A 25,031-nucleotide genomic window follows, 5' to 3' on the forward strand; every position below is an offset into this window, starting at 1 on the left:
GATTTATTTCTCCTGAACCTGAGAAGAGGATGGGGCATGGGAGTTGAACGAATCGCTGAGGGAATTGAGGGTTATCGTGTTAAATTCCCAGTTCCCCTGAACTCCTTCGGTTTTTATTCCCGTATCGAATTGCATGGATTCCAGTGTTGCTGCGATACGGGCGATGGTTGGGGAAATATAAATATCTGCGATAGGTATGCGTTCCCCGAACGCCAGTTCAATACGTTCCACCATCTGGGCGACCAAAATGGAATGACCGCCAAGTTGGAAAAAATCATCTGTGACACCAAAGTGGTTTGTGCCAAGTAATTGGCACCAAACTGCATGGATCTTAGCTTCCGCTTCATTTCTTGGGGCTATGCTTTCAACGGTAGTATTCATACGGACAGCATGGGTTTGCAGGCGTTTTTTATCCCGCTTGCCGTTGTGTGTCAGGGGAATATCTGAAATGCGGAAATATTCTGTGGGTATCCATGCTGCTGGAAGATCTTGTTTCAGGGTATTAAGGGCGTGGCTCACCCATGCTTGTTCATCTTCGACGTGTGTTGAAAAAATAATGAATGCCTGAAGTCGTGCAGCACTTTCGTTTCCCTGAGCAGAGAGAGATACAGCAGCCTCTTTGACGTTAGGGAGTTTCCTGAGTGTGACTTCGATTTCTCCCAGTTCAATGCGATGTCCGCGTAGCTTGATTTGATCGTCACGCCGACCTGCGTATATCAGGGCGTTGTCCGGTAACATACGTACCATGTCACCCGTCAAATAGGCTCTTGCTCCTGTGGTATAGGGATCAGGTAAGAATTTTTGGGCGGTTTCACGCGCATTACCGTAATATCCGGCACTGACTCCCAACCCTGAAATCATCAGTTCACCTAAAAATCCTTTCGGAACAGGCTGGAGATGTTTATCCACGACCGTCACTTGTGTACCCGCGATCGGTGCTCCCAAGCGAATGACACAACGTTGATGCATTCGGGGTTGTATTTGGTAGGCCGTTGACCAGATTGTTGTTTCTGTTGGTCCGTACAGATTCCACAATGTCATGCCGGGCTGACACAAGCGATCCGCTAAGTCTTGGGGCAACTGCTCTCCGCCGCACAGCATAGTTAAATTTTCCCGTGGCGACCAACCCGTCATTAAGGCGAGTGACCATGTGATAGGTGTCGCTTGAGCCAGGGTGATTTCATGGTTATTCAGACATTCAATTAACTTGCCGCCATCTCGTTGTGCTGCGGTAGGGGCAATATAGACACTTCCACCGTGCACCAGCGTTAACAGGAGTTCCAATAAAGAAATATCGAAAGAGAACGTGGTCAGAGCCAACATCCGATCGTTAGGACGAATATTCAGTAGATGACCAAATGCACTTAATGTGGAGACAAGATTATTCTGACGAACCAGAACGGCTTTGGGTTGTCCGGTCGAACCAGAGGTAAACATAATATAGCCTGCGGCTGTACCGACATGGGGTTTAGGATTTTCGATATATTGCGGAGAATGACACCACAGTGATGCCATCTGGATAGGCTGCCATTGCCTGAAAGAATCCGCCACTGTTTCATCTGCTATCAGGGTTACGTGGGTTAATCTTGATAGCATATCTTGCAACCGAGACGTCGGCATGGTCCCATCAAGGGGAATATAGACCGCATCCAGTTGCCAGATAGCTAACATGGTGACTACCCATGCGACTCCGCGTTTCCCCATAACGGCAACCTGAGCGCCTGCAACAATTCCATGCGTGTTCAATATGCCCGCTGCATACATAATCTGCTGATTGAGTTCACGGAATGTTAGCTGGATATGCTCATCACACAGAGCAAGCGCATCAGGCTGTTTTTTTGCCAAGGTTGATAATTGAGTAGGAATACTTTGGAATTCAGGATCAATAGGGTTAGATACAGCACGGGAATCACCATGACCTATGTTTACTTCATTTAGCCGCATCGAGGTTGAATGAGCAAACTGCTTTAGGACATGTTCCAACATACTTGAAATCTTAATCGCGGTTGAGGCATCAAGGATGTCGGTGGCGTATTCCAGAAAACCTGTTGTATTGCGATCCGGATCTTCAAACAGGAAAAGGGAGAGATCCAAACGAGAAGCACCGGTATCTACATCGGAAAATGTCAAATGCAGTGAGCCTGCGTCAAAGGAATGCGGCGTATCCTGTTCATAGCCAAACAAGACCTGGAAGAGAGGAGGAAGACCAGGAGACCGAACATGCTCGATGGTACGCAATATTTCAGGTAGTGGTGTTTCACTATGATCAATCAGGTCAGAAAGCGTCTTTTGCACAGACTTTAGATAATCTGTGACACTTTGCTCTTCATCATACTGGCTGCGAAAAACACAAATATTGGAGAGATAGCCAATAACATTGCGTAACTCTGGCCTGATTCTGTTTGATGTTGGGATACCGACCAAAATATCATCCTGATCTGTAATACGATGCAGGACAACACAGTATGCCGCCAAAAATATTGCAGCCGCCGATACCCCGATTTGGGTTGCCCCCTGTCGCATGGATTGCCATTCACGGTAGGTAAAATTCAGCGGAATACGGGCGCCGGTGAAAGACTGTTTATCATTGCGCTGTGTCATGGGTGCGACTTCTAACATAGTCGAAGCCCCTGCTAGCTGTGATCGCCAGTAATCAAGCCCCTGATGGGGAGTTTGTTTATTCCAGGCGGCATAATCGGCAAATTGCAAGGCATCCGCTGCCATAAAATCGTGTCCGGTTTCATAGGCAGTGAAAATTCTTTTCAGCAGCAATTGCAGCGATATTCCGTCACAAACAATATGATGGGTGCTGAGAAGTAATTCATAGTGATTTTGCCCTGTTCTTATCAGTAGTAACCGATAAAGCGGTGCCTGCTCCAGAAACCATTTCCGTTTGATTTCCATATTGATTAATCGCAATGCGCCTGCCATATCATTGAGATAATCCATCGTATGTATGGGAAGTGTGGCGGATGGTGAGACGACTTGGCTCAGTTTTCCATTGGCATAGGAAAAAGAGGTTCTCAATATTTCCTGGGCTGACACGACCTGATTGACGGCACGTTGTAATTTAAGCACATCAAGCTCACCATCAATGGAAACCCGAACGGCCATGGTATAAGCCAGTTGTGAATCTGGCGCCAGCTCATTAAGGAACCAAAGTTGTTCCTGACTATGGGAGGCAGGAAAAATCATCGTTTGGTGTGCATTATTGTTCATCCAACACTCCTGATTAATGGTGTGAATTGTTTCGGTTAAGCCGTGGGATCGGAATCGGCGCCGGTTTGGAATTAACCGCGTTTTGTAGGCTGCTAATGAATTCGGCTTGTTGTCTTATAGTTGGCCTGATCCAGAGGTCATGCAGTAGGAGATGAATATTGAATTCATTCCTTAATAATCCGGTTAATTCAGTTAACACGAGTGAGTGCCCACCGATTTCAAGGAAGTTATCATTTGGGGCTGCGTCTATGCCGATCACGTGTTTCCAGCAGGCCGCTACGCGTTGCTCAATAGGGGACATCTCAGTGGGAGGGAAATGTTGTTGTTTGGCCTCTTGTAATAATTGAGTCCTGTCAATTTTCCCATGTTTATTTCTGGGTAGTTCAGGAAGCAGGTAGAATTGTGAAGGAATGGCATAAGCAGGTAATGAGCGCAGTAATTGCTGTTTGATCTGGTTAATGTGGCTATATTCCTCTTGAATGGGTTCAGTGAGGACAATAAATGCCACGATATGCCGTTTTTGCCCTGCTCCGGCAATTAAGACTGCGGACTCTTTCACATTATCAAAATGTTGTAGAAATTCCTGAATAGCCCCCAGTTCTATGCGAAAACCACGAACTTTGACTTGATCATCTCGGCGGCCAATAAAATCAAGATTGCCATTTGGTAACCATCTGACAAGATCACCGGTGCGATAACAGCGTTCCCCATTGGGAGCAGGTAGAAAGGCTGCTGCGGAACGAGCGGCTTCGTTGAGATAGCCTTGTGCAACACCATACCCATAAATAAACAGCTCACCGATCACGCCAATGCTAACAGGTGCCAGATCCTCATTCAGAACCTGAACGTAAGTTCCAGATAAGGGAGTGCCAATGGTGATATCGTCGTCTTGGGTCAGTTCCAATCCTGTGGAATAGGTTGTGGTTTCGGTTGGGCCGTAGAGGTTGATAATTCGCACATTAGGCAGGATCTGACGCAAACGGAGATAGAGATCGCGCGTTAACGGCTCACCGGCAAGATTGATGACTTTTAAGCCGTTTTTCTGTGTATTGTCCTGTAAGCCACTCTGTTGTAACGCATTATGCTGTATTAGCGCTTCAACGGCGGAAGGTACGGTATTTAGCAACGTGACATCTTCCATGATTCCTGGTTGATCGATGATATCGATGACGGAATGAATCATCTTGACGCTGGCGCCGGCGACTAAAGGTGCAAACATTTCAAAGACGGAAAGATCGAAAGTGATAGGGGTGACTGCCAGAGTGACAGCCAGTTGCTCATAACGATATTCCTGATTGGCCCAACGCATTAAATTAGCGGCGTTGGCATGACTGATGGCAACACCTTTTGGTTGTCCTGTTGAACCACTCGTAAATAATATATAGGCAGTGGCGTGCAACTTGGACAGATCTACCAGTGTTTCATTCTGTTCCTGCATGAGATCGTCGAGGCACCAGTGTTCCACTTGGTCAGATAGAATTGGCGTTGTGTTGTTGTGTGTAATGATTGCTTGGCATTTGGCTTTTTCTACAATGGAGCCATTCAGCTCAGTTGAATTGTCTGGACTGAGGGGAACATAATTTCCGCCGCATACCATAACCGCCAATAAAACAGGGATTAGGTTGATATTGCGTGGCAGTAAAATACCGACAGAGCGGCCAGATTCCAGTCCGAATGCGCGTAATGAACAGCTGATATTTGCGACACGTTTGCCTAACTCGCCATAATTAATTGATTCTGATTTGCTGAATATGGCGGGTCTATCTGGGTGTGACTGTATTTGCCGGATAACAGAAGCGATCAGCGTTTCTTCAATGCCAGACAAATGTGCACGAGGCAGTTGTTCCCGTGTAGCCAGATACCCAGCTTGGTGTATTGGGCGTTGTGGCAAGGCCGACAGATTTTCTTGCGGATAGCGCACCATAGATTCAAGGGTGTGTTGAAAAAGCTCTGCCATAGCTTGTGCCAGCCATGCGGGATGCTGGGCGGGATCGATTTCGATCCGGCCGAATAATTGGTCGTCATACTGAGTCATTAATACCGTGTTACTGAAAGGGCCGATGCTGGTTGGTGCGATGACAGTGGACAGCGTTAGCTCTTTCAAGTGTACCTTACCATAGCCCAGTAAAGCGGCAGCGACGCCTCTGGCCATGCCAGGAACATCTTGCTGAAAGATAACCGCTGAATTGGGTAGCGGAGGCTGTAATCCTTCTTGTGCCATGAGTTCAACGAGTTCGGGATAACCTCCTCCGCTGGTGGCATGGATGGCATTACGCAACAGGTCGCCATTATTCTTTATGTAATCATGGACACTTATATCTTCAATGCCGACAGGAATGGCAACGGTATTGGCCAGATAACCCACCTCTTGATGGTTATATTTATTCCTGCCATGCATGGTCACTGCAATAGGTACTCTTTGACTCATCCCCAATTTCGAAAGTGTGAGTGCTTGTGCTGCCAGCAAAATTGAATAGGGAGTCACGGAACACGTTTTGGCTAACTCATATATTTTGGTGGTATCTTCCGTGCTGAGGTTAAACGGATGTGTCACCATTTTTCGAAAACCGGCGCTACCTTGGGTTTGCTGTGGCTGAGATTTCGGCGGCCGCGTTTTCAGGGGGAGTGACAGAGACGCATCTTGTGAAAGCATGGTGCGCCAAAAATCGCGATCAATATTTGGTGGCAAAGAGTGATTTTTTTTCTGGGGGCATTCAGGTGTTGCATCATTCAAGTTTTCTATTAGCAAGCCAACAGACCAGAGATCCGCAATGGCGTGATGCACTCTGACCACTAAATATAAATCATGATTTCCTGTTTCAATGATTTCTGCCTTAAATAATCGCTCTGATTCGATCCCCATAAATTCGCGGCTATCGGGGAGCAACATTTCAGATAATGATGAATCAGGGATTTCATCCAGGAAACGAATATGGCAGTACCCTGATGCTTCCGGTGGTGCTTCCACAACCCAATATTTCCCATCCTGAAATTCAAAACGCTGTCTGAGCGATGAATGCCGCCTGACTATAGCGTCAATGCGCGATTTCAATTGTTGTCCGGAAAGGGAACCCTCAATGCGAAAAACGATTTCAAGAATTAAGCCTGGTAAATGAGGATCAATGGCTTGTTGTAGACATAACACTTCTTGTCGTGGGGTAGCTCGTTTTTTACTTATCATAATTAATTATATTTTCTTATGTTATTTTAAAGTTAAAAAACATTATTTATTCGGTTATGTTTTTCTTTGAAAAAATAACCAGGATAAATTCATATTTATTTCATGGTGTTATTTGTTTTTATTGGTTAGGTTGATAATAATTGTGATCGTCTTGTGATCGATAGAATTTGACATTGGGAGCGAAAAGTCAACACAATTGATTACGTTTGCTTTACTTAAAAGTGTTGGAGGTTTTCAGAAAATGTTAAATTCTGAGAAAACAACGAGGATGAAAAAAGGGCCTGGTTTTATTGAAACTTTCGATCGAATAGCGCCTACCTATGAAGAAAAATATGGCGATAAATTGCACCTGGCACATGAAGAATGTTTGAGCATTTTGAAGCAGATGGATTGGCTATCCAAGCCCCGTAGCATATTGGATATTGGTTGTGGAACCGGCGCATTGTTGGAGCACTTACATATCCGATGGCCTCAGGCCAACTGCATTGGCATCGATCCGGCCCAAGGTATGATAGATGAAGCGTTCAAGCGCAGGCCATTCGCCAAATTCATGGTGGGAATGGCAGAGGAACTGGCTCTGCCATCAGGCAGTATTGATTTGATCGTTTGTTCGATGTCCTTTGGGCATTGGTATGATAAATCTGCCGGATTACATGAGATACGACGGATTCTTCACGCTAATGGCTTGTTTTGTCTTATCGAAAATGCCCCACCAGGCTGGGGAATTAAATCTTTGATTAACTGGATCATGGGGAGTCTGGGGAGTTACATACCCGAAGCAGAAATCGTTCGCCTGGCAGAAGCGGCGGGGTTACAGCGGATTTATTCTACGACGACGGCTAGAAATATTATTGTTTCCGTTTTTCAACTTCCCAATGGAGGACGCAGCTATCATGACCAGTAATACCCGTATCACCCAACGTGTATTGGTTGTCGGCGCGGGGCCAGTTGGGCTGGCGGTTGCTGCCGCGCTCTCTGTGCAGGGAATTTCGGTTGATCTCATTGATAAACGACCTGCGGCTTCATTGCATTCGCGCGCTTTTGGGTTGGAGCCAATCACTCTTGAACTGTTAAGTGCCTGGAATATTGCGGATGAAATGATACGTCGAGGTATCGTGTGGGCGGAGGCTCCTGTTGGGGATAAGAAAGGGAGAACACTCTCATTTTCAACGTTGGCACTCGAATTTCCATACATGGTAATCATTCCACAATCGTATACCGAAAGTGTGTTGACAGAATGGGCGAATAAGGTCGGCGTCAATCTCAAAAGAGGAATGGAACTTAAGACGTTGACACCAATGGGGGAAACGGTTGTTGTGCAGATTGAAGAAACCCAGTCACGTTCGGTAACCAAGATAGAATACGATTGGGTTCTCGGTGCTGATGGTGTCAACAGTATTGTACGTCAATTGTTGGATATTCCTTTCGTTGGGCAGGATTATCAACACTCGTTGGTTGTGGCGGATGTGACCTTGAATACACCTCCAACTCCAGCGGTGTATGCGCGCTCTGTTTCGAGAGGTTTGGTTGCGCTATTTCCATTACCAGATGGTACTTATCGCATCAGCATTGAAGATAATCAAAGAATGGATTTGCCGGTCAAGCAACCTGTTACCAGAGAAGAGATTGCGAGTAGTATGTCTGCCATTTTGGGGCAGGATTTTGGGTTAGGCGATATTTTATGGAGTGCACGTTACAGAAGTAAACAGCGGTTAGCGGAACGGTATCGAGAGGGAAAGATCTTCCTGCTTGGTGATGCGGCTCATACCCATGTTCCTGCTGGTGGTCAAGGGCTTCAAATGGGGATCGGTGATGCGGCCAATTTAGGTTGGAAATTGGCTGGCGTTATTCAGGGAACTTTATTGCCAGATATTTTGGATTCCTATGAAAACGAACGCAGGCCGATAGCAAAAGCGGCATTAAAAAATACAGACTTACTGTTTAAATTTAATACAGCGACAGGTATTTGGGGGCGAATGGTGCATTGGATTGGCGTGCAGGCAACCAAAATTCCCTATATCGAGAAAAAAGTTGTCAGGATGTTGGCTGGTGAAGATGCTCAATATCATTGCCTGCGACAGAAAGGTGATCATAAGCGAGTTGGTCAGCGTTTACCGCATTTAGTGCTGCGTCATGCGGGACAGGAACGTAAGCTGACAGAAATATTGCGGGAAAGACAGTTTGTCTTAATACACAATCATGCACCCAGACTGGTATCTGCACTGCAATCATATTTTCAAACCGCTGCTCAACAATTGACGGTGGTTGAGCTAATTTCCCCTCAGAAACTACTGCGAGATGGACAGGCGACTATCGTGAGACCTGATGGTATTGTTTTGTGGTTGGGGAGTGATATTACACAGGCAAAAACACGTTTAGAGAGTTGGATAAATCGTTAGATGAGTTCAGCAAAATGGGAAGAGCTATTTTCCTTTTACAAGATTTGGAAGTCATCTTTGCTGATGAACCTTCCCGGACATTGCAAAAATCTATTGATCGCCTCGTCAAAGCTGGGCTGTTACTTCGCATTACCAAAGGCGTTTATGCCTATACGCGGGCCAGTATGGGAAGCTATCCTCTGGAAACTATCGCCAAAAATATCCGACGAGGTGAATATAATTACATCAGTCTGGAGTCAGCTTTATCGCAAATAAACCACCAAAGGAATAGCTAATTATACCAATCTAACTCCAAGATGCGTGTGATATCTCCCCGCGTAGCGGGGAGATACAATATGAATTTTGAAGTGAGATGGGTATATACCCAATGGATTTCTGTGCCAGATAGAAAAAAAGCAGCGTGTTTGTCTTTCTTAATATCTATTGACCTCAATTTAACTCGAGGACTTATCGTCTGTATTTGATGCTTTTGTCAATTGATAAGAGGACTACGAGATGAAACTTTTATACCAATCCAACTTCAAGTTGCAGCTTGCAAATCAATGTGATTTTTATATCTCCCCGCTACGCGGGGAGATATAAGACGCTCCTTGAAAGGCGATTGGTACAAAATAATATTGCCGTTTTTAGCATTAGGTGCTGTTTCATTCTATCGGTAAATGATTTAAGAGGGATTATTCATGATGAAGTACCACTCAGACAAAAAAATCGTCATTGCTGGTGCCGGAATTGGTGGTGTCACTCTTGCCGCTCAGCTTGCTTCATTGGGTATAGAATGTGATATTTATGAACAGCAAAAATTGCTTTCTGAAGCCGGATTTGGTTTGAATATTCAACCTACTGCGGTATCAACCTTGTATCGTTTAGGGCTTTCGGAGCAATTGAATGCGGTTGGGGTCCAAACAAGAGTTCATCGCTATGTGGATCATTTGGGAACTCTTCTTTTCGAAGAAGCAAGAGGCATAGAAGCCGGATTCGATACCCCACAAATATCAATATCCCGTGCCAAGTTACTTAACCTGATATTTTCTATAGCAAAGGACAAACAAGCTTTTCACTTCGGTTCTGCGTTTTCTGGTGATTTCTTTCATAAAGCGGAATGGGCGAACAGACTGATCGTGGGAGCGGATGGTATTCACTCGGTAGTGCGGCGGGCATTATTCCCTGATACTACGGAATTCAATTCTGGCGGCATCATGCTCTGGAGAGGAATGACCATTATGCCGCGGTTGCTGGATGGCCGAACCATGATTATTGCTAATGATGAAAACGGGGTTCGTTTGGTGGCTTATCCTATGTCCAAATTGCATGATCTATCCGCAGAGAGTTTGATCAATTGGGTCATTCTTGTTCCTATGTCATATGAGACTCTGCCTGATACGGCAATCAACCGCTCGCAGGCGACAAATTTCCTGCTTGATCTGCTTAAAGAATGGCATTTTGCTTGGTTAGATCTAAGAACAGTCATCACCATGAGTAAAACAATTATGCGAACCGCGATGGTAGATAGGCAACCATTAGCAAAATGGAGTCGTGGGCGGTGTGTTCTGCTGGGTGATGCTGCGCACCCGATGTTTCCGGTTGGGGCAAATGGTGCAACCCAATCTATTATTGATGCAGAAACTCTTGCCTATGCGCTATATGAATACCCTGATTTCGAATCTGCAATCGCGGCATATGAATATGTTCGTATACCTGCGGTCTCTAAAATTGTCATGGCAAATCGTAAAATGAATGAAAGAGATCTGATGCTCCGAAACCTCAATCCCCAAGAGCGTAGTCAAGAAATTGCCATGACGACGATTAATTACGAAACCGAAACGATTAAAGAGATGTTCGGATTAACGCCGTATAAAAATGCAGGACTTTTGTGAATCTCCTAATAGGCCCCTATTTCACTGTACAACCCGCCAAAACGTCGGTAATACGCGGCGGCGGGTTGAGGTAATTGGCCAATGGTTGTTTCGCAGCATTCACTGACATAGCGTGTTGCGGCAAGGCCAATGTGCTGATAAATATTGATACACAAATGACGGGCAATTTGCCCTTCCCATTGCGCGGGTAGCAGGGCATCAGGCAGCTGTGGGTCGCGCAGAACGATACGGCGGTAAAAGTGGATGAGCAGAAGACGCAGCTGGAAACAGCGTCTTGGCGTCAGGTCAGCCTCATGACAATCCCGTAGCAGCGTCATCAACGGGCGGAAGGAAACAATAAATTCGTGATAGTGCTGTGATATCTGTTCCAGTGACCAATTGATAGAGACGAGTTCTTTCAGGCTCTGTTCTGAACGTGGATAAGGATAATCAGCACGGAAATAAATGACAGAATCGCTGGCGTTGAGTTCCCCTAACAGTGAGGGAATATCTCTTTGGGAATGACTTGGTGCGGCCATCAGGGTACGGTTAAATTGTGCGAAACCGAGCCAGCTCAGCTCTTTTTTTAAGCGTATACGCTCGTTTTTGGCGGTGCCTTCCAGTAGCAGCAGATCCCACTTGCCATCCCATTCTGGCTGTTCACTGAGATAGATTTTATCCTCTGCATGACGAAATTGATGCATTCCCCGCTCGGCGATGCGGTAATAACTGCGTCGCCCTAGTTTTTCTACTGTAAGCCACCCCTCTTTTTGCAGCCTGAATACAGCTGTTCTCACAAAACGGTCACTAAACCCCATCGACTCCAGCAAGAAGCTCAAACTACCAAGCCAAACCTCACCGCCACGGTGACTCAGGGCATCCCCATATAAGGAGATGATCAGCGATGTTCCGCTGATAGGCTGTGCATTGAGAGCGTGTTGGATAAAATCGTCAAGTTTATGTGTCATAGTTTCGGTGATCTGCTCAAAAGTGTGTCATAACATTAGCATAACTGTATCAATGGGCTTAATCGATACGCTTAGAAAAATCCCTTTAAGGCGACATACTATTGGGAAAAATACCATTGGAAAAAGGTGCCACCGCTGTTTCATATTATTTAACTTGCGGTGGCGAAAGGTTTATTCGCGTGGTCGGTTGTCGATTACCCGTACTGCTTTACCTTCTGAACGTGGAATGACACCATAATTGACAATGCTGACATCGGTGTTAAGCCCTACTACCGATTTTATGTGATGGCGCAATTGATGACAGAGATTGCAACGTTGTTCATCGTTCAGCTGATTTGGCTCTTTCAATTCAACTTTGACTGACAAACAATCATGATTGCCCTCGTGGTTGATTTCTAATTGATAATGCGGTGAGAGTTCCTTGATGTGCATGATCTGTTCTTCTATCTGTGATGGAAAAACATTGATGCCACGAATAATCATCATGTCATCGGAACGGCCGGTGACTCTGCCGATGCGCCGCATATTACATGCCGTACCAGGCAATAAGCGCGTCAGATCGCGGGTGCGATAGCGGATCATAGGCATACCTTCTTTGCTCAGGGTAGTGAGAATGAGTTCTCCGGTTTCACCGTCTGTTAGGTTATTCAGGTTGTCAGGATTAATCACTTCCGGATAGAAATGATCTTCCCAAATGGTGGCGCCGTCGGCGTATTCCAGTGATTCCATCGCAACGCCTGGCCCCATCACTTCGGACAGGCCGTAGATGTCCAACGCCTTGATACCCATGCGTGTTTCAATTTCAGTACGCAAGGTGGTTGTCCACGGTTCTGCGCCAAAAATACCAATACGTAAGGAGCATGTGCTGGCATCCCCACCCATCTGGCGCTCCAGCTCATCCAGTAAAGTCAGGCAGTAAGAAGGCGTTATCATAATGATGTCAGGTTTGAAATCCACAATCAGCTGCGCTTGCTTTATGGTGTTACCGCCAGATACCGGAATGACAGTCGCTCCCAGTCGCTCAGCCCCATAATGTGATCCTAATCCTCCTGTGAACAGGCCGTAACCGTAGGCGATGTGAACTTTGTCTTTGGCACTTACTCCGGCAAATCGCAGGCAGCGGGCGATCAGCTCTGACCAATTGTCGATGTCCTGTTGGGTATAACCCACCACGGTTGGGCGTCCTGTTGTGCCGGATGAAGCATGAATGCGAACTATCTGTTCCATTGGGACAGCGAAGGTATCGAAAGGATAATGCTCCCGCAGATCTTGTTTGGTGGTGTAAGGAAATTTGGTGATGTCACTGAGTTGCTTGAAATCACTTGGATGGACACCGGCTGTATCAAATTTGTGGCGGTACATGGGAACGTTGTTGTAGGCGTGGTTTAGGGTCCATTTCATCTGGTTAAATTGCCATGCCTGAATCTCATCACGTGAAGCAAATTCAATGGCATCCAGAGATTGTTTGGCGGGTCTTTTTAGGTGTTGTACGTTGTTGTTCATAGTTTCCTGTCCTTTTGTTGGTTTGTTTGTAACAGGTTGTTTTTGTGGTTATGTGTGCGTAGTGATATACAGGTGTTGGTGAAGTCAGGTTACTGTGTATCAGTTTGTTGTTGTAAAAATAGCTGCTATGAAACACGTTCAATAATCATGGCGATGCCTTGTCCTACCCCAATACACAGGGTGCACAAGGCGTAACGTCCGGCACGTCGCTCCAGTTCAAGCGTGGCTGTCAACGCAAGGCGGGCGCCGCTCATACCCAGAGGGTGCCCCAGCGCAATCGCGCCTCCATTCGGGTTCAGGTGTTCTGCATCATCTGGTAACCCCAGTTGGCGCATCACAGCTAGTGCTTGTGCAGCGAAAGCCTCATTTAGTTCAATAACATCCAGTTGGTTTAGGGTTAAGCCGGTGAGTTCCAGCACTTTGCGAGTCGCAGGCAGTGGCCCGATCCCCATGATACGTGGCTCAACACCACATGTTGCCGTTGCGATGATACGCGCCCGTGGTGTCAGGCCGTGGCGTAAGGCTGCCGTTTCTGAGGCGATGATCAGTGCTGCCGCCCCATCATTGACACCGGAAGCGTTACCCGCGGTGATCGTACCGCCGGCACGGAATGGGGTTTTGAGTCGTTGTAATTGTTCGAGCGTCGTTTCTGGGCGGGGATGTTCATCCTGTGAAATGACAGAAGCTACGCCTTTTTTGTTGGCGGGAGGCTGAGTAACAGGGAGGATTTCCTCGGCCAGTAGGCCACGTTGTTGCGCTCTGGCGGCACGTTGCTGGCTGCGCAGGGCGAAGGCATCTTGGTCATCACGGCTAATTTGAAACTGGGCGGCGACATTTTCTGCCGTTTCTGGCATGGAATCTGTGCCGAATTGCTGTTGCATCAGCGGGTTAATAAAGCGCCAGCCAAGGGTGGTATCAAAGATTTCAGTTTGCCGGCTGAAAGCACTGTTTGCTTTGGCCATTACAAAAGGAGCGCGGGTCATCGATTCAACGCCACCCGCCAATATCAGTTGGGCGTCGCCGGATTTAATACTGCGAGCGGCGAAGGCGAGTGCATCGAGGCCTGAGCCACATAACCGGTTGACTGTCGTACCAGAGACTGAATTTGGTAGCCCTGCCAGCAATAGTGCCATACGTGCGACGTTGCGATTATCTTCTCCAGCCTGATTGGCGCAGCCGAGGATCACGTCATCAATTTGTTCCCAATCCAACGCCGGATAACGCGTCATCAATGCCCGTAACGGCAGGGCAGCCAGATCGTCAGCCCGCAGGTTGGATAGCGCACCACCATAACGGCCGATAGGTGTGCGGATACCATCACAGATAAATGCATGGTTCATGATTGCTCTCCCTGACGGTTTGGCTGGTTCTTTTTCAGCGTATTGTCAGAAATAGGATGACTGAGACGATAGGAGTAACCACGGAAAAAAGCGACAACTTTACCGTTTTGGTTGATGATCTCCACGTCATACAGGCCAGTGTTTTTACCTTGATGCCGAACAGAAGCGGTGGCGATCAGTTGATCACCCACCAATGCCGGACGGATAAAATCGATGCTGCCACTGGAAGCGACGGCGGCTTTCCCGTCGCTGTTACAGGCATAGGCGAAAGCGGTATCCGCCAGGCTGAACAGAATGCCACCGTGACAACTTTGATGACCGTTGAGCATATTGGGTACGATTTTCATACTGAGTCGGGCAAACCCGATATCGATATGTTCAATCTGCATCCCCATATTTTGAGCACAGGCATCCTGGGCATACATAGCTTCAACGTAGTGGCGAGCCGCGTTAGCATTATTTTGCATGATCATCCCCTTTTTGGCGTTTTTGGGGCTGCTGGAGAGGGAGTTGAGTATGTCCCGCCGCGAGTTGGCGCAGTAAAGGCGTTGGGCGGTAACGGGGTTCCCCATAAAACTTCTGCAAGTTTTCCAGTGTACTGAGAATATGTTTCCAACCCAACTGCTTACCCCATGCCAGCGGGCCGATGGGGTAATTCACACCGTGGCACATCGCCAAATCGATATCTTCAACGTTGGCAATGCCTTTATTAAAGGCATCCAGTGCCTCGTTACACAGCATGGCAACGGTACGCATGGTTAACAAAGCGGGATAGTCTGGCAAGAGAATGACCTGTTTACCGAGGGATTGCAGAAAACCGATCACCTTTGCGGTTTGTTGAGGCGTATTCTGGCAAGCAGCACTGAGTGTAATGATAGAGGCCGATTGGTGATTGACAGAAAGATCAAATTGCACCACGGGTGCCCTGACTTCGTCGGCAATCTGGGCGCAGGTTCTCCCTTTGGTCAGAATCAAGAGAATGTCATCAAGCTGCAAGGTCGGGGAGTGGAATCGGTCATTTTTGTTTTCTTCGAAGATGATTCCATATTGCTGTAACAGGGCAACCAAGTGCGGCAATGCCGCCCAATTTCCTGTCGCTTTGATCCGCATCGGTTGTTTTAGGGTTTTGGTGTGTTTCGGCGCGATCTTAGGTTGTGGCTGGCTCTCTTTTTTTCCACCGTTTCCTTTTATGTCATAGACGTAAAAACCACGACCGCGTTTGCGTCCAAGATGATCGGCATCCACTAACTCTTTTTGCAGCAGCGAAGGTTGGAAGCGAGGATCGCCATGGAAAGCCTGGAACAGGGATTCCGTCACGGTGTAGTTAACATCATGGCCGATCAAATCCATCAGTTGTAATGGCCCCATCGCGAAACCACCAGATTCTTTGAGAATGGCATCCAGTGTAGCGGGAGTGGCAACCTGTTCTTCCAGTGCGCGCAGGGCTTCAGCGTAGAATGGACGAGCGATGCGATTGACGATAAACCCCGGCGTAGAACGGCAAATCACAGCTTGTTTTTTCCAGCCAGTCATGAGGGTTTTGAGTGTTGTCACGGTTTGGGGGGAAGTTTCCAGACCTTGAACGATTTCCACGAGCTTCATTAGAGGGGCTGGGTTGAAAAAGTGTAGCCCAGCCATGCGTTGCGGGGCAGACAGGACGCGGGCAATGGCGGTAATCGACAAGGATGAAGTATTGCTGGCAAACAGGGTTTGCTGTGAACAAATGGATTCCAGTTGCTGGAAGAGATCCTGTTTAGCTGCCAGTTGTTCGATAATGGCTTCAATCACCAGCCCACACGGTGCTAACGCATGTAATGAATTCGCCTGAGTGATGCGTTGTAACAGGGTTTCTGTTGCACTGGTTTCGGCTTTGCCTGCTGCTACACGTTGATGCAGGCGGGTGCGTAAATTATCCAGCGCCTGACTGACCGCTTCGCTGTTGCTGTCAAACAGCAGGACGGAATGTCCTGCCTGAGCCGCAACCTGAGCAATGCCGATACCCATTGTTCCCGCACCGATAACGGCTATGGGGCCGTGGAGGTGAGGCGTGTTCATGCTCATTTCCCCTTGAACGTTGGCTGGCGTTTTTCAATGAACGCATTGACGCCTTCACGGAAATCTTCGCTATGCCCGCACAGGCGTTGTAAATCTCGTTCGAGATCAAGTTGTTGGTCCAACGTATTGGTTGCGGCTGCATAGGTGGCTTGCTTGATGCAGCTAAGGGCTAAGGTAGGTTGGGTAGCAAGGTGTCGGGCGAGCTTCTGGGTTTTGCCTTCCAACTCTTCAGGCTCAACAACTTGCCAGATCATGCCCCAATCCAGTGCTTGTTCGGCGCTGATTTTGTCGCCCAATAGTGCCATCCCCATCGCCCGCGCCTGCCCAATCTTATGAGGCAGAAAGTAGCTACCGCCAGAATCGGGTGTCAGGCCAATACGGCAGAAAGCCTGAATAAAGCTGGCGGTACGGGAAGCGATAACGATGTCACAGGCCAGGGCAAGGGAGACACCGGCACCCGCCGCTACACCGTTGACGGCGCAGACAATGGGCTTAGGCAGGGAAGTCATACGCCGGATTAGTGGGTTGTAGTAGCGTTCAACGGATTTGCCAAGATCAGGGATATCGCCCTCAGAAATGATGGCATTGCGATCGTTTAAATCTTGTCCGGCACAGAAGCCACGTCCGGCTCCGGTGAGCCGGACACAACGTACGGACTCATCTTGTTCAGCAATATCCATTGCCAAACTTAATTGCTGGTGCAGCTCCTCGTTAAAACTATTGAGGCATTCTGGACGGTTGAGAGTAATGCTAAGGACACCTGCTTGTATATCGGTCAGTACCGTTGACATGTTTTCCATCGATCAGAACCCCTTAAAGGTTGGTTTACGTTTTTCCAGAAAGGCGGTGATGCCTTCCTGACGATCGGTTGTGCCTGCCAACGTAACAAAGTGCTGGCGTTCGGCGAGTAGCCCTTGTGACAGGCTGGTTTCTTGTGCGGTTTTGAGAGCTGCCTTGGCTGCCCGCAGGGCTAAGGGCGAAAATTCACTGATGCGTTGTGCAATCTGTATTGCACGTTCTAATGTCAGAGCATCAGTGCAAACTTGGCTGACTAGCCCCGCTTCCCGGGCGCGATGAGCATCGATAGCTTCGCCGGTTAATACCATCTGGTAAGCCAATGCTTTGCCGACGCTGCGGATGAGTCGTTGCGTTCCCCCCGCCCCTGGCATCAGCCCCAAGGTGATTTCTGGCAGGCCAAAGCGGGCGTTTTCTCCACAAATCACCAAATCACAAGCCAATGCCAGTTCGCAGCCAGCACCAAGTGCGTAGCCATTAACGGCAGCGATCAGAGGCTTACTGATATTATTTAAACGTTGCCATAGCTGTGGACGGCGATCTGTCATGGCTGTTGCAACGTTCTGTTGCTGTAGTTCTTTCAGGTCGGCACCTGCGGCAAAACAGCGTTGTGATCCCGTAATAACAATGGCGCCTGTATCGTTATCCGCATCGGCGAGTTCCAATTGCTGTACGAGTTGTTCCAGACAATCATTACTGAGGGCATTGTGTACTTCTGGCCGATTTAAGGTTAATATGCGTACCCTTTGCTGCTCCTGACATAAGATCCATTCCTGATTCATGGTGGCTCCTCAGACATCAAAATCGACAACGACGCCATCGCCTTTCGGCCATGACTGGCAACTTAAGATATAACCGGCAGCCAATTGATCGGGTTCGAGGCTGTAATTCATCCTCATATCCACGTCACCGGCTTTAAGCTGGCATTTACAGGTAGCGCATACCCCGCCTTTGCAGGCGTAGGGTAAATCTGCGCCTTGGCGTAATGCGGCATCGAGGATGCTGTTATCTTCGGCGTGCATGGCAATGTTGAGGATACGGCCATCCAGGTGGATCTCAACGCGGGTTTCACAGCGTTCTGTAAGATTGGCAGGGCGGGAATTTACCGTGGCTTGTCCGGTATTGAAACGTTCACTATGGATGCGTTCAACCGGTATTCCCGCCTGCTCCAATGCAGAATGGGCCTCATCCAACATGGCTTCGGGTCCACAGAGAAAAGCATGGTCAAATTGGGTAAAATTGAGCAGGGTTTTGCCAATGTGGTTTAGGTGTTCAGTATCAATACGTCCATTAAATAATGGGCTATCAGTGGATTCCTGACTGAATAAGTACAGCACTTGAAAACGGCTCAGGTAGCAATTTTTGAGATCGGCCAGCGTTTCTTTGAACATGATGGAGCGACTAGTGCGATTGCCATAAATAAGCGTAAAAGTGCTATTAGGCTCTAATGCCAGTGTACTTTTGATGATCGATAAAATGGGCGTAATACCCGAACCGGCGGCGATAGCCAGATAATGTCCCTGCTGGCCTTGATTGGGGTGATGGCCAAAATTGCCTTGTGGCTGCATAACTTCCAGCTCATCCCCGACTTTTAATTGTTGGTTGATGAAGGTCGAAAAGCGGCCTTGGTGTATGGCTTTGACACCAATTTGTAATACATCATCCAACGGTGAGCTACAGATGGAGTAGCAGCGGCGTAGTTCTTCGTTATTCACTTTCGCCTTGAGTGTCAGGTGTTGGCCGGGGTGATAACAGAACTGTTTTTTCAGCTCATCGGGAATATGCAAGGTAACGACTACAGCATCTGGCGTTTCTCTTTCAATGGCGGCAATGCTTAAGCGGTGAAAGCCATGTGAGCGTGTTTGATGCAAAGTGGACATCTTACGTTCCTCTTAAGTGCGTCCTCGTTAAATGCATTTGAAATAATCAAATGGTTCCCAACAATCCCGACAGCGGTAGAGCGCTTTGCAGGCAGTGGAACCGAATTCGCTGATTTTTTCTGTTGCATGGCTGCCACAGTACGGGCAGCTGATGGGTTCCATATCCGCCGTTTTTTCACAAACTAATCCTTGAGGCGGAGCAATACCGGATGCTCGCAAACGTTGTTTGGCATCTGCATTTATCCAATCGGTGGTCCACGCAGGGTGCAGGCTCACTTCGATATGTACGGGAGAGAAGCCGGCTTGTGCCAGTATTTTCTGAATGGTTTCGATCAGGTATTCCGTCGCAGGACAGCCGGAATAGGTTGGGGTAAATGTCACCCGCCAGCCGTTTTGTAATGGGGTGACGGCCCGTATCATGCCGAGATCAGTAATAGAGAGAGCAGGAAGTTCTGGATCGGCAATTTGGTGCAGGCATTGCCAGATTTGATGAACTTCCGGCGGCTGTATCTCTGAGTAAAAGCGAGTATTGTATTGCTGTTCCATGATCACCTCCTAATTACCCTCTCCGTTTTGTTACCAGTTGCAGTTGGGGTAGGTACGTTGCAGGTATTGCATTTCTGCCAACAGGAATCCCAAATGCTCCGTATGTAGTCCTTGTTTTCCACCTCGCCGATAAGGTGCTTCTTGTGGCATTTCTAGCGTGGCTTCGGTGAACGTTTCGTTAATGATTTGCAGCCACGGTTCATGTAGGGTGCCAAGATCAACGGCAATGCCTTCGTCTGCCAGTTGCTGTTCTATTTCGTCGCAATAGAACAGTTCGCCAGTAAAGCGCCACAGTTGATTGATCGATTGCTGGATTTTTTCGTGACTCAGTGCCGTTCCATCCCCCAATCTGATCATCCAGCCTCGGCTAAAGCGCAGGTGATATTCCACCTCCTTCAACGACTTGGCACTAATGGCCGCCAACTGGGGATCGCGGCTTTGTCTCAGCGCCTGATGCAGCAAGACATGATAGGCATCAATAAAAAATTGGCGTACCAAGGTGTCGTTAAAGCCGCCATTAGGTTGTTCCACCAGCAGCAGATTGCAGAACTCGCGCTCATGACGCCAAAACGCCAGATGATCTTCATCCTGCCCTGTTCCTGAAAGGGTGGCGGCATAACTGAGGAAATGGCGTGCTTGGCCCAATAGGTCGAGGCCGATATTGGACAGGGCAAGGTCAATCTCCAGTTCTGGTGCATGTCCACACCATTCGCACAAACGCTGTGCCAGAATCAGTGGGGTATCTCCCTGACGAAGTACATATTTGAACAGGGCGTGGTTTAACCGGGAATGATTGGGGGATGAAATGCTGGGTATATTCATATTCCGTTTCCCTACATATTCTTGATGCCATCAGGAATGGTGTAGAAAGTCGGATGACGGTAAATCTTGTCCTCCGATGGCTCGAAAAAAGCGCCGCGATCTTCCGGTTGTGAAGCCACCAGATAGATGGATTGCACCACCCAGATGGAGCAACCTTCATTGCGCCGAGTGTAGGCATCGCGTGCGTTTTCCAGCGCCATTTGATCGTCTGCTGCGTGGAGGCTGCCGACGTGACGGTGCGCTAGCCCCTGTTTACTGCGGACAAAGACTTCATACAGTGGCCAATCGGTATCGTTCATTGAGTCCTCCTCCCGATGTTGTTCAGGTCGTGCACAGCATTAAGCAGCGCGCTTTTTGGCCGCCATTTTTCTGGCGTGAACAGAAGCTGCTTCCCGTACCCAACTTCCGTTTTCCCAAGCCCGGCGTTTGGCTTCCAGACGTTCGTGGTTGCATATCCCTTGCCCTTTCAGTACTTGATAGAATTCATCCCAGTCGATTGCACCAAAACGGTAATGTCCTGTTGTTTCATCCCAAGCCAACTCAGGATCGGGCGCTGTCATACCCAAGGCTTCCAACTGGGGGACGGTGTTGTCGATAAATTTTTGCCGCAGTTCATCATTGCTGAATCGCTTGATTTTCCATGCCATGCTTTGGGCGCTGTTGGGAGAGTCACTGTCATTGGGACCAAACATCATCAATGTCGGCCACCAGAAGCGGTTAATGGCATCTTGTAACATGGTACGTTGGGCTTCGTTGCCATTCGCCAGCACTGTGACTGCTTCATAACCTTGCCGCTGGTGGAAACTTTCTTCCTTGCAGATTTTGACCATCGCGCGGGCGTAGGGACCGTAAGAGGCACGGCATAAGGCAACCTGGTTGACAATCGCTGCGCCATCCACCAGCCAGCCAATCACGCCAACATCGGCCCAACTGAGGGTGGGATAGTTAAAAATCGAGGAATATTTCATCTTGCCATCTAACAACTTTTGGTAGATGTCGTGACGGGAACAGCCCAATGTTTCAGCGGCGCTGTAGAGATACAGTCCATGCCCGGCTTCATCCTGGACTTTCGCCAGCAATATGGCCTTGCGACGTAATGTAGGGGCACGGGTGATCCAATTGGCTTCCGGTAACATGCCGACGATTTCTGAATGTGCGTGTTGGCCAATCTGACGTATCAGGGTTTGGCGATAGGCTTCGGGCATCCAATCTTTAGCCTCAATAAAGAGATCTGCGGCTATTTTGGCCTCAAAGCTCGCCTGAAGTGGATCAGTTGTCATATGCGACTCCATTATGATTCTTATTTTTTGATATAAGACATAAAAATGAATCACTTTTTATAACCGTAAATCTACAAACTGGTAACAAAAATAGCAAACACAAAAATTGTGCATTTGTTGTTCATGTCACAATATTAATTTTAACTCTTTATAAAACAATTGATTAATCATTTTTATTTGGTGGTGGGATAAATATTAACAAGTGATTAGGTGGAGAATGTTTGTATTTTGTTAATTTCGTGGGTGGTTTTGTCAATCATATATGTGATACATAAATGGCATTCCATTACTTAATGATTGTTTCATTGGTTAAATCGGTGGAGAAAAAAATGCAACAGTTAACGAGTTACATTTGTGGTGCCTGGGTTTATGGGCAAGGCAATCCCAGAACCATTCATCATGCAGTAAGCGGCGAAGCTTTGTATCAGGTATCTTCAGAAGGTTTGCCATTGGCAGAAAGTTTAGTCTACGCCCGTGAAAAAGGGGGAAAGGCACTGGCTGCGATGACGTTCCAACAGCGTGCGCAGATGATGAAAGCAGTTGCAAAACACCTGCTCGCCAACAAAGAAGCACTGTATGCCATTTCCACGGAAACAGGTGCAACCCGTGCGGATAGTTGGGTGGATATTGAGGGGGGCGTAGCAACACTGTTCTCGTATGCAGGATTAGCAGGGCGAGAATTGCCGGATGATACCTTGTGGCCGGAAGATGAGATGATCCCACTGTCTAAACAATCCCAGTTTGTGGCACGCCATGTGCTGACTTCCCGCCTCGGTGTTGCACTGCATATCAATGCGTTTAACTTTCCGTGTTGGGGAATGCTGGAAAAATTGGCGCCAACGTGGATGGCAGGTATGCCAGCGATTATCAAGCCTGCCACCGCATCTGCCCAACTGACACAGGCGATGGTGCGAATGATCATCGATAGCGGCCTGGTGCCGGAAGGGGCGCTGCAATTGATCTGTGGTGGTATTGGTGATCTGTTTGATCATCTTGATTATCAGGATGCAGTGACGTTTACCGGCTCGGCACAAACGGGACGGAAGTTGCGTGTCCACCCTCGACTGATAGAAAAATCCATTCCTTTTACGATGGAAGCGGATTCGCTTAACTGCTGCATTTTAGGTGAGGATGTGACTCCAGATATGCCGGAGTTTGGCGTTTTCATCAAAGAAGTGGTACGCGAAATGACGGTGAAGGCCGGCCAGAAATGTACGGCTATCCGACGCGTTATTGTGCCTGCCAGCCAAATGGAAGCGGTTAAACAAGCGCTACTTAAGCGGCTGTCTGGTGTGGCTGTTGGTGATCCTACGTTGCCAGAAGTGCGCATGGGGGCGTTGATTAATCGGGAACAGCGTGACGAGGTGCAGGCGAAAGTCAACGAATTGCGCACTAGTGGTTGCGAGGTTTTATGTGGTGGTTCACTGGATAAATTGGTGCTGACAGGCAATAGCAACCGTAATGGTGCCTTCTACCCGCCGACATTACTCTACTGTGCAGATCCAATGACCAATCAGGTGGTACACGGCACAGAAGCCTTTGGGCCGGTTGCCACGTTAATGACGTATCAGGATACCGAACAGGCGATTGCATTGGCGATGATGGGGCAGGGGAGTTTGGCTGGCTCATTGGTGACGGCAGATGAGCAGATTGCTGTACAGGTGATCCGGGCGACAGCCTGTGCGCATGGCCGTATGTTAGTGCTGGATGAAGCGGCGTCTGCGGAATCCACGGGACACGGTTCCCCGTTGCCTATGTTGGCACATGGTGGCCCAGGGCGTGCCGGTGGCGGCGAAGAGTTAGGTGGCTTGCGTGCTGTGAAACACTATATGCAGCGCACAGCAATTCAAAGCAGCCCAAGTATGCTGGCAGCGATTGGCCGTGAGTGGGTTCGTGGCGCGAAAGTAAAAGAAGAACCGATTCATCCATTCCGCAAATATTTTGAACAAATTGAAATGGGTGAAAGTTTACTGACTGCTCGCCGGACGGTGACGGAAGCGGATATCGTGAATTTCGCCTGTCTGAGTGGCGATCATTTTTACGCTCATGTGGATAAGATCGGTGCAGCTGAATCCCTGTTTGGCGAACGGGTAGCCCATGGTTATTTTGTCGTATCGGCTGCTGCGGGTTTGTTCGTTGATGGTGCAGTGGGACCGGTACTTGCCAACTACGGTATGGAAAACCTGCGTTTTATTGAGCCGGTCAAGATTGGTGATACCATCCAAGTGCGTTTGACCTGCAAGAAGAAGATTAAGAAAGTCCAGAAGACACCAGAAGATAAACCACATGGTGTGGTGGTATGGGATGTGCAGGTGTTGAATCAGGAACAACAGCCGGTGGCGCTTTATAGCATCCTGACGTTAGTGGAACGGCAGCAAGGGGATGTTATGGCTTAGGATAAGCAAAGAGCCTGGGGGTATTTGTCAAAGGCAAGGGGCAGCGGTAATCCTCAGGCTGAATTTTATCGGTAGCATATGTGAGTTGTAACGTTCGGAATAATTCTTCTAATGTCGTTCGCAGATATCGAAAGAACCAACCTCACCCTGCGTACACGCATCAAACGGTTCAATCGGAAAACGATTGGCTATTCCAAATCCGAAGAAATGCACGACAACGTGATTAGGCACATTCATTGAGCGTGAATAAGTTCACAAAATAGAAATGATCATGGGTGTTCTAAAAATCAAAACTATTTTTTTATTTGTAATTCATTCTGTTATAAAAACACCCTCGATTTTGGCACAAAATCACTCAGTATGATGCACTCACCAGAGTAAATCTGGCGAAAATTTATTTTCCAACGGCAATGTTTTTAACTTTTTACACTGTGATTGGACAACGCGCCTTTTTCCCTCCACTTGATTTCATTTGGTTTTTTAATTGTCCACTCCTTATTATTTTCGGCAAATTTTTTATCACGAACGGGACAATTTATTCTGGCGTAACCGGACATTTTTGCCTTATTCAAAACAGGAAGCCCTCTATTTTCAGCTTATGGTCAAACGAGAGCTGAATAAGCCTACCTTGCCTGCCGAATATGATGATGTCCCTGTTAAGCCTAATGCCATTTTATATTCCATCGGCATGACTTCAAGGAGACAGACAGTGTCAGAAAAAGAGAAAAACCCCCTCACCATATTGCAGGAAAGAAAAACGCGGTTAAACAGGGACAGAAAGCAATAACCAAACA

The 25,031-nt window shown here is 47.8% G+C and carries 20 protein-coding genes and 1 pseudogene; 7 read left to right on the forward strand and 14 right to left on the reverse strand.

Translation table 11 applies throughout. From position 1 onward, the window contains the following. Positions 1-3: 3 nt before the first annotated feature. On the reverse strand, positions 4-3,219 hold the full coding sequence (locus tag WDV75_RS00615; protein ID WP_273559341.1) for a non-ribosomal peptide synthetase: 3,216 nt from the start codon (positions 3,217-3,219) through the stop codon (positions 4-6). Positions 3,220-3,232: 13 nt separating this feature from the next. After that, positions 3,233-6,400: an amino acid adenylation domain-containing protein gene (locus WDV75_RS00620; RefSeq protein ID WP_273559340.1), complete on the reverse strand. Its 3,168-nt coding sequence runs from the start codon at positions 6,398-6,400 to the stop codon at positions 3,233-3,235. A gap of 241 nt (positions 6,401-6,641) precedes the next feature. On the opposite strand from WDV75_RS00620, the gene WDV75_RS00625 reads away from it, so the two are divergent. From WDV75_RS00625 to WDV75_RS00640, 4 genes are all read left to right on the forward strand, one after another. Next, complete coding sequence (locus WDV75_RS00625; RefSeq protein ID WP_338804173.1) at positions 6,642-7,304, forward strand: class I SAM-dependent DNA methyltransferase; 663 nt, start codon at positions 6,642-6,644, stop codon at positions 7,302-7,304. Further along, positions 7,294-8,799 carry an FAD-dependent monooxygenase gene (locus WDV75_RS00630; RefSeq protein WP_273559338.1) on the forward strand — a complete coding sequence of 502 codons (1,506 nt, stop codon included), beginning with the start codon at positions 7,294-7,296 and terminating at the stop codon, positions 8,797-8,799. The genes WDV75_RS00625 and WDV75_RS00630 overlap by 11 nt, the downstream gene beginning before the upstream one ends. A gap of 14 nt (positions 8,800-8,813) precedes the next feature. Beyond that, positions 8,814-9,074 (forward strand): type IV toxin-antitoxin system AbiEi family antitoxin domain-containing protein, encoded by a 261-nt coding sequence (locus WDV75_RS00635; protein ID WP_273559337.1) that lies wholly within the window; start codon positions 8,814-8,816, stop codon positions 9,072-9,074. 405 nt (positions 9,075-9,479) lie between these two features. Continuing rightward, positions 9,480-10,673 carry an FAD-dependent monooxygenase gene (locus WDV75_RS00640; RefSeq protein ID WP_273559336.1) on the forward strand — a complete coding sequence of 398 codons (1,194 nt, stop codon included), beginning with the start codon at positions 9,480-9,482 and terminating at the stop codon, positions 10,671-10,673. Positions 10,674-10,678: 5 nt separating this feature from the next. Here WDV75_RS00640 and paaX read toward each other — a convergent pair whose 3' ends face one another. The 12 genes from paaX to paaA all read right to left on the reverse strand — a co-directional run bounded on the left by paaX (position 10,679) and on the right by paaA (position 21,841). After that, positions 10,679-11,620 carry a phenylacetic acid degradation operon negative regulatory protein PaaX gene (gene paaX, locus WDV75_RS00645; protein WP_273559335.1) on the reverse strand — a complete coding sequence of 314 codons (942 nt, stop codon included), beginning with the start codon at positions 11,618-11,620 and terminating at the stop codon, positions 10,679-10,681. Between the two features lie 171 nt (positions 11,621-11,791). Further along, positions 11,792-13,123, reverse strand: a complete 1,332-nt coding sequence (gene paaK / locus WDV75_RS00650) for a phenylacetate--CoA ligase PaaK (protein ID WP_273559333.1) — start codon at positions 13,121-13,123, stop codon at positions 11,792-11,794. A gap of 125 nt (positions 13,124-13,248) precedes the next feature. After that, positions 13,249-14,463, reverse strand: a complete 1,215-nt coding sequence (gene pcaF / locus WDV75_RS00655; RefSeq protein WP_273559331.1) for a 3-oxoadipyl-CoA thiolase — start codon at positions 14,461-14,463, stop codon at positions 13,249-13,251. Then, entirely contained in the window at positions 14,460-14,936 is a 477-nt protein-coding gene (gene paaI, locus WDV75_RS00660; protein ID WP_420497515.1) for a hydroxyphenylacetyl-CoA thioesterase PaaI, read from the reverse strand. Before paaI ends, pcaF begins: the two co-directional genes overlap by 4 nt. Next, on the reverse strand, positions 14,920-16,518 hold the full coding sequence (locus WDV75_RS00665) for a 3-hydroxyacyl-CoA dehydrogenase (protein ID WP_273559327.1): 1,599 nt from the start codon (positions 16,516-16,518) through the stop codon (positions 14,920-14,922). Before WDV75_RS00665 ends, paaI begins: the two co-directional genes overlap by 17 nt. 2 nt (positions 16,519-16,520) lie before the next feature. After that, positions 16,521-17,318: a 2-(1,2-epoxy-1,2-dihydrophenyl)acetyl-CoA isomerase PaaG gene (gene paaG, locus WDV75_RS00670; RefSeq protein ID WP_273559325.1), complete on the reverse strand. Its 798-nt coding sequence runs from the start codon at positions 17,316-17,318 to the stop codon at positions 16,521-16,523. A gap of 3 nt (positions 17,319-17,321) precedes the next feature. Next, positions 17,322-18,095, reverse strand: a complete 774-nt coding sequence (gene paaF / locus WDV75_RS00675; protein ID WP_273559323.1) for a 2,3-dehydroadipyl-CoA hydratase PaaF — start codon at positions 18,093-18,095, stop codon at positions 17,322-17,324. A 9-nt stretch (positions 18,096-18,104) separates the two neighbouring features. Then, entirely contained in the window at positions 18,105-19,193 is a 1,089-nt protein-coding gene (gene paaE / locus WDV75_RS00680; RefSeq protein WP_273559321.1) for a 1,2-phenylacetyl-CoA epoxidase subunit PaaE, read from the reverse strand. A 27-nt stretch (positions 19,194-19,220) separates the two neighbouring features. Further along, on the reverse strand, positions 19,221-19,739 hold the full coding sequence (gene paaD / locus WDV75_RS00685) for a 1,2-phenylacetyl-CoA epoxidase subunit PaaD (protein ID WP_273559319.1): 519 nt from the start codon (positions 19,737-19,739) through the stop codon (positions 19,221-19,223). Between the two features lie 30 nt (positions 19,740-19,769). Continuing rightward, positions 19,770-20,561 (reverse strand): 1,2-phenylacetyl-CoA epoxidase subunit PaaC, encoded by a 792-nt coding sequence (gene paaC, locus WDV75_RS00690; protein WP_273559317.1) that lies wholly within the window; start codon positions 20,559-20,561, stop codon positions 19,770-19,772. 11 nt (positions 20,562-20,572) lie between these two features. Beyond that, on the reverse strand, positions 20,573-20,860 hold the full coding sequence (gene paaB, locus WDV75_RS00695; protein WP_273559315.1) for a 1,2-phenylacetyl-CoA epoxidase subunit PaaB: 288 nt from the start codon (positions 20,858-20,860) through the stop codon (positions 20,573-20,575). A gap of 39 nt (positions 20,861-20,899) precedes the next feature. Beyond that, positions 20,900-21,841, reverse strand: coding sequence for a 1,2-phenylacetyl-CoA epoxidase subunit PaaA (paaA, locus tag WDV75_RS00700; protein WP_337927173.1), 942 nt, complete (start codon positions 21,839-21,841; stop codon positions 20,900-20,902). Between the two features lie 329 nt (positions 21,842-22,170). Between paaA and paaZ the strand changes: the two genes are divergently transcribed. The 3 genes and pseudogenes from paaZ to WDV75_RS00715 all read left to right on the forward strand — a co-directional run bounded on the left by paaZ (position 22,171) and on the right by WDV75_RS00715 (position 25,024). After that, positions 22,171-24,237 carry a phenylacetic acid degradation bifunctional protein PaaZ gene (paaZ, locus tag WDV75_RS00705; protein WP_273559311.1) on the forward strand — a complete coding sequence of 689 codons (2,067 nt, stop codon included), beginning with the start codon at positions 22,171-22,173 and terminating at the stop codon, positions 24,235-24,237. Positions 24,238-24,363: 126 nt separating this feature from the next. Beyond that, a pseudogene (locus WDV75_RS00710) lies at positions 24,364-24,487 on the forward strand (IS1 family transposase); the annotation flags it as partial. Positions 24,488-24,721: 234 nt separating this feature from the next. Continuing rightward, positions 24,722-25,024, forward strand: coding sequence for a hypothetical protein (locus WDV75_RS00715; protein WP_273559309.1), 303 nt, complete (start codon positions 24,722-24,724; stop codon positions 25,022-25,024). The last annotated feature ends 7 nt before the right edge of the window (positions 25,025-25,031 follow it).

Origin of the sequence: Xenorhabdus griffiniae, from assembly GCF_037265215.1 — a bacterium.
Taxonomy (GTDB): domain Bacteria; phylum Pseudomonadota; class Gammaproteobacteria; order Enterobacterales; family Enterobacteriaceae; genus Xenorhabdus; species Xenorhabdus griffiniae.

Bases quoted from the DNA above. Each gene is read 5' to 3' on its own strand.
- pcaF (WP_273559331.1), bottom strand. From the start codon at position 14,463: ATGAACCATGCATTTATCTGTGATGGTATCCGCACACCTATCGGCCGT.
- paaG (WP_273559325.1), bottom strand. From the start codon at position 17,318: ATGGAAAACATGTCAACGGTACTGACCGATATACAAGCAGGTGTCCTT.
- WDV75_RS00620 (WP_273559340.1), bottom strand. From the start codon at position 6,400: ATGATAAGTAAAAAACGAGCTACCCCACGACAAGAAGTGTTATGTCTA.
- paaI (WP_420497515.1), bottom strand. From the start codon at position 14,936: ATGATCATGCAAAATAATGCTAACGCGGCTCGCCACTACGTTGAAGCT.
- paaX (WP_273559335.1), bottom strand. From the start codon at position 11,620: ATGACACATAAACTTGACGATTTTATCCAACACGCTCTCAATGCACAG.
- WDV75_RS00635 (WP_273559337.1), top strand. From the start codon at position 8,814: ATGGGAAGAGCTATTTTCCTTTTACAAGATTTGGAAGTCATCTTTGCT.
- paaC (WP_273559317.1), bottom strand. From the start codon at position 20,561: ATGAATATACCCAGCATTTCATCCCCCAATCATTCCCGGTTAAACCAC.
- paaZ (WP_273559311.1), top strand. From the start codon at position 22,171: ATGCAACAGTTAACGAGTTACATTTGTGGTGCCTGGGTTTATGGGCAA.
- paaA (WP_337927173.1), bottom strand. From the start codon at position 21,841: ATGACAACTGATCCACTTCAGGCGAGCTTTGAGGCCAAAATAGCCGCA.
- WDV75_RS00615 (WP_273559341.1), bottom strand. From the start codon at position 3,219: ATGAACAATAATGCACACCAAACGATGATTTTTCCTGCCTCCCATAGT.
- WDV75_RS00630 (WP_273559338.1), top strand. From the start codon at position 7,294: ATGACCAGTAATACCCGTATCACCCAACGTGTATTGGTTGTCGGCGCG.
- paaD (WP_273559319.1), bottom strand. From the start codon at position 19,739: ATGGAACAGCAATACAATACTCGCTTTTACTCAGAGATACAGCCGCCG.
- WDV75_RS00625 (WP_338804173.1), top strand. From the start codon at position 6,642: ATGTTAAATTCTGAGAAAACAACGAGGATGAAAAAAGGGCCTGGTTTT.
- paaB (WP_273559315.1), bottom strand. From the start codon at position 20,860: ATGAACGATACCGATTGGCCACTGTATGAAGTCTTTGTCCGCAGTAAA.
- paaF (WP_273559323.1), bottom strand. From the start codon at position 18,095: ATGAATCAGGAATGGATCTTATGTCAGGAGCAGCAAAGGGTACGCATA.
- paaK (WP_273559333.1), bottom strand. From the start codon at position 13,123: ATGAACAACAACGTACAACACCTAAAAAGACCCGCCAAACAATCTCTG.
- WDV75_RS00640 (WP_273559336.1), top strand. From the start codon at position 9,480: ATGATGAAGTACCACTCAGACAAAAAAATCGTCATTGCTGGTGCCGGA.
- paaE (WP_273559321.1), bottom strand. From the start codon at position 19,193: ATGTCCACTTTGCATCAAACACGCTCACATGGCTTTCACCGCTTAAGC.
- WDV75_RS00665 (WP_273559327.1), bottom strand. From the start codon at position 16,518: ATGAACACGCCTCACCTCCACGGCCCCATAGCCGTTATCGGTGCGGGA.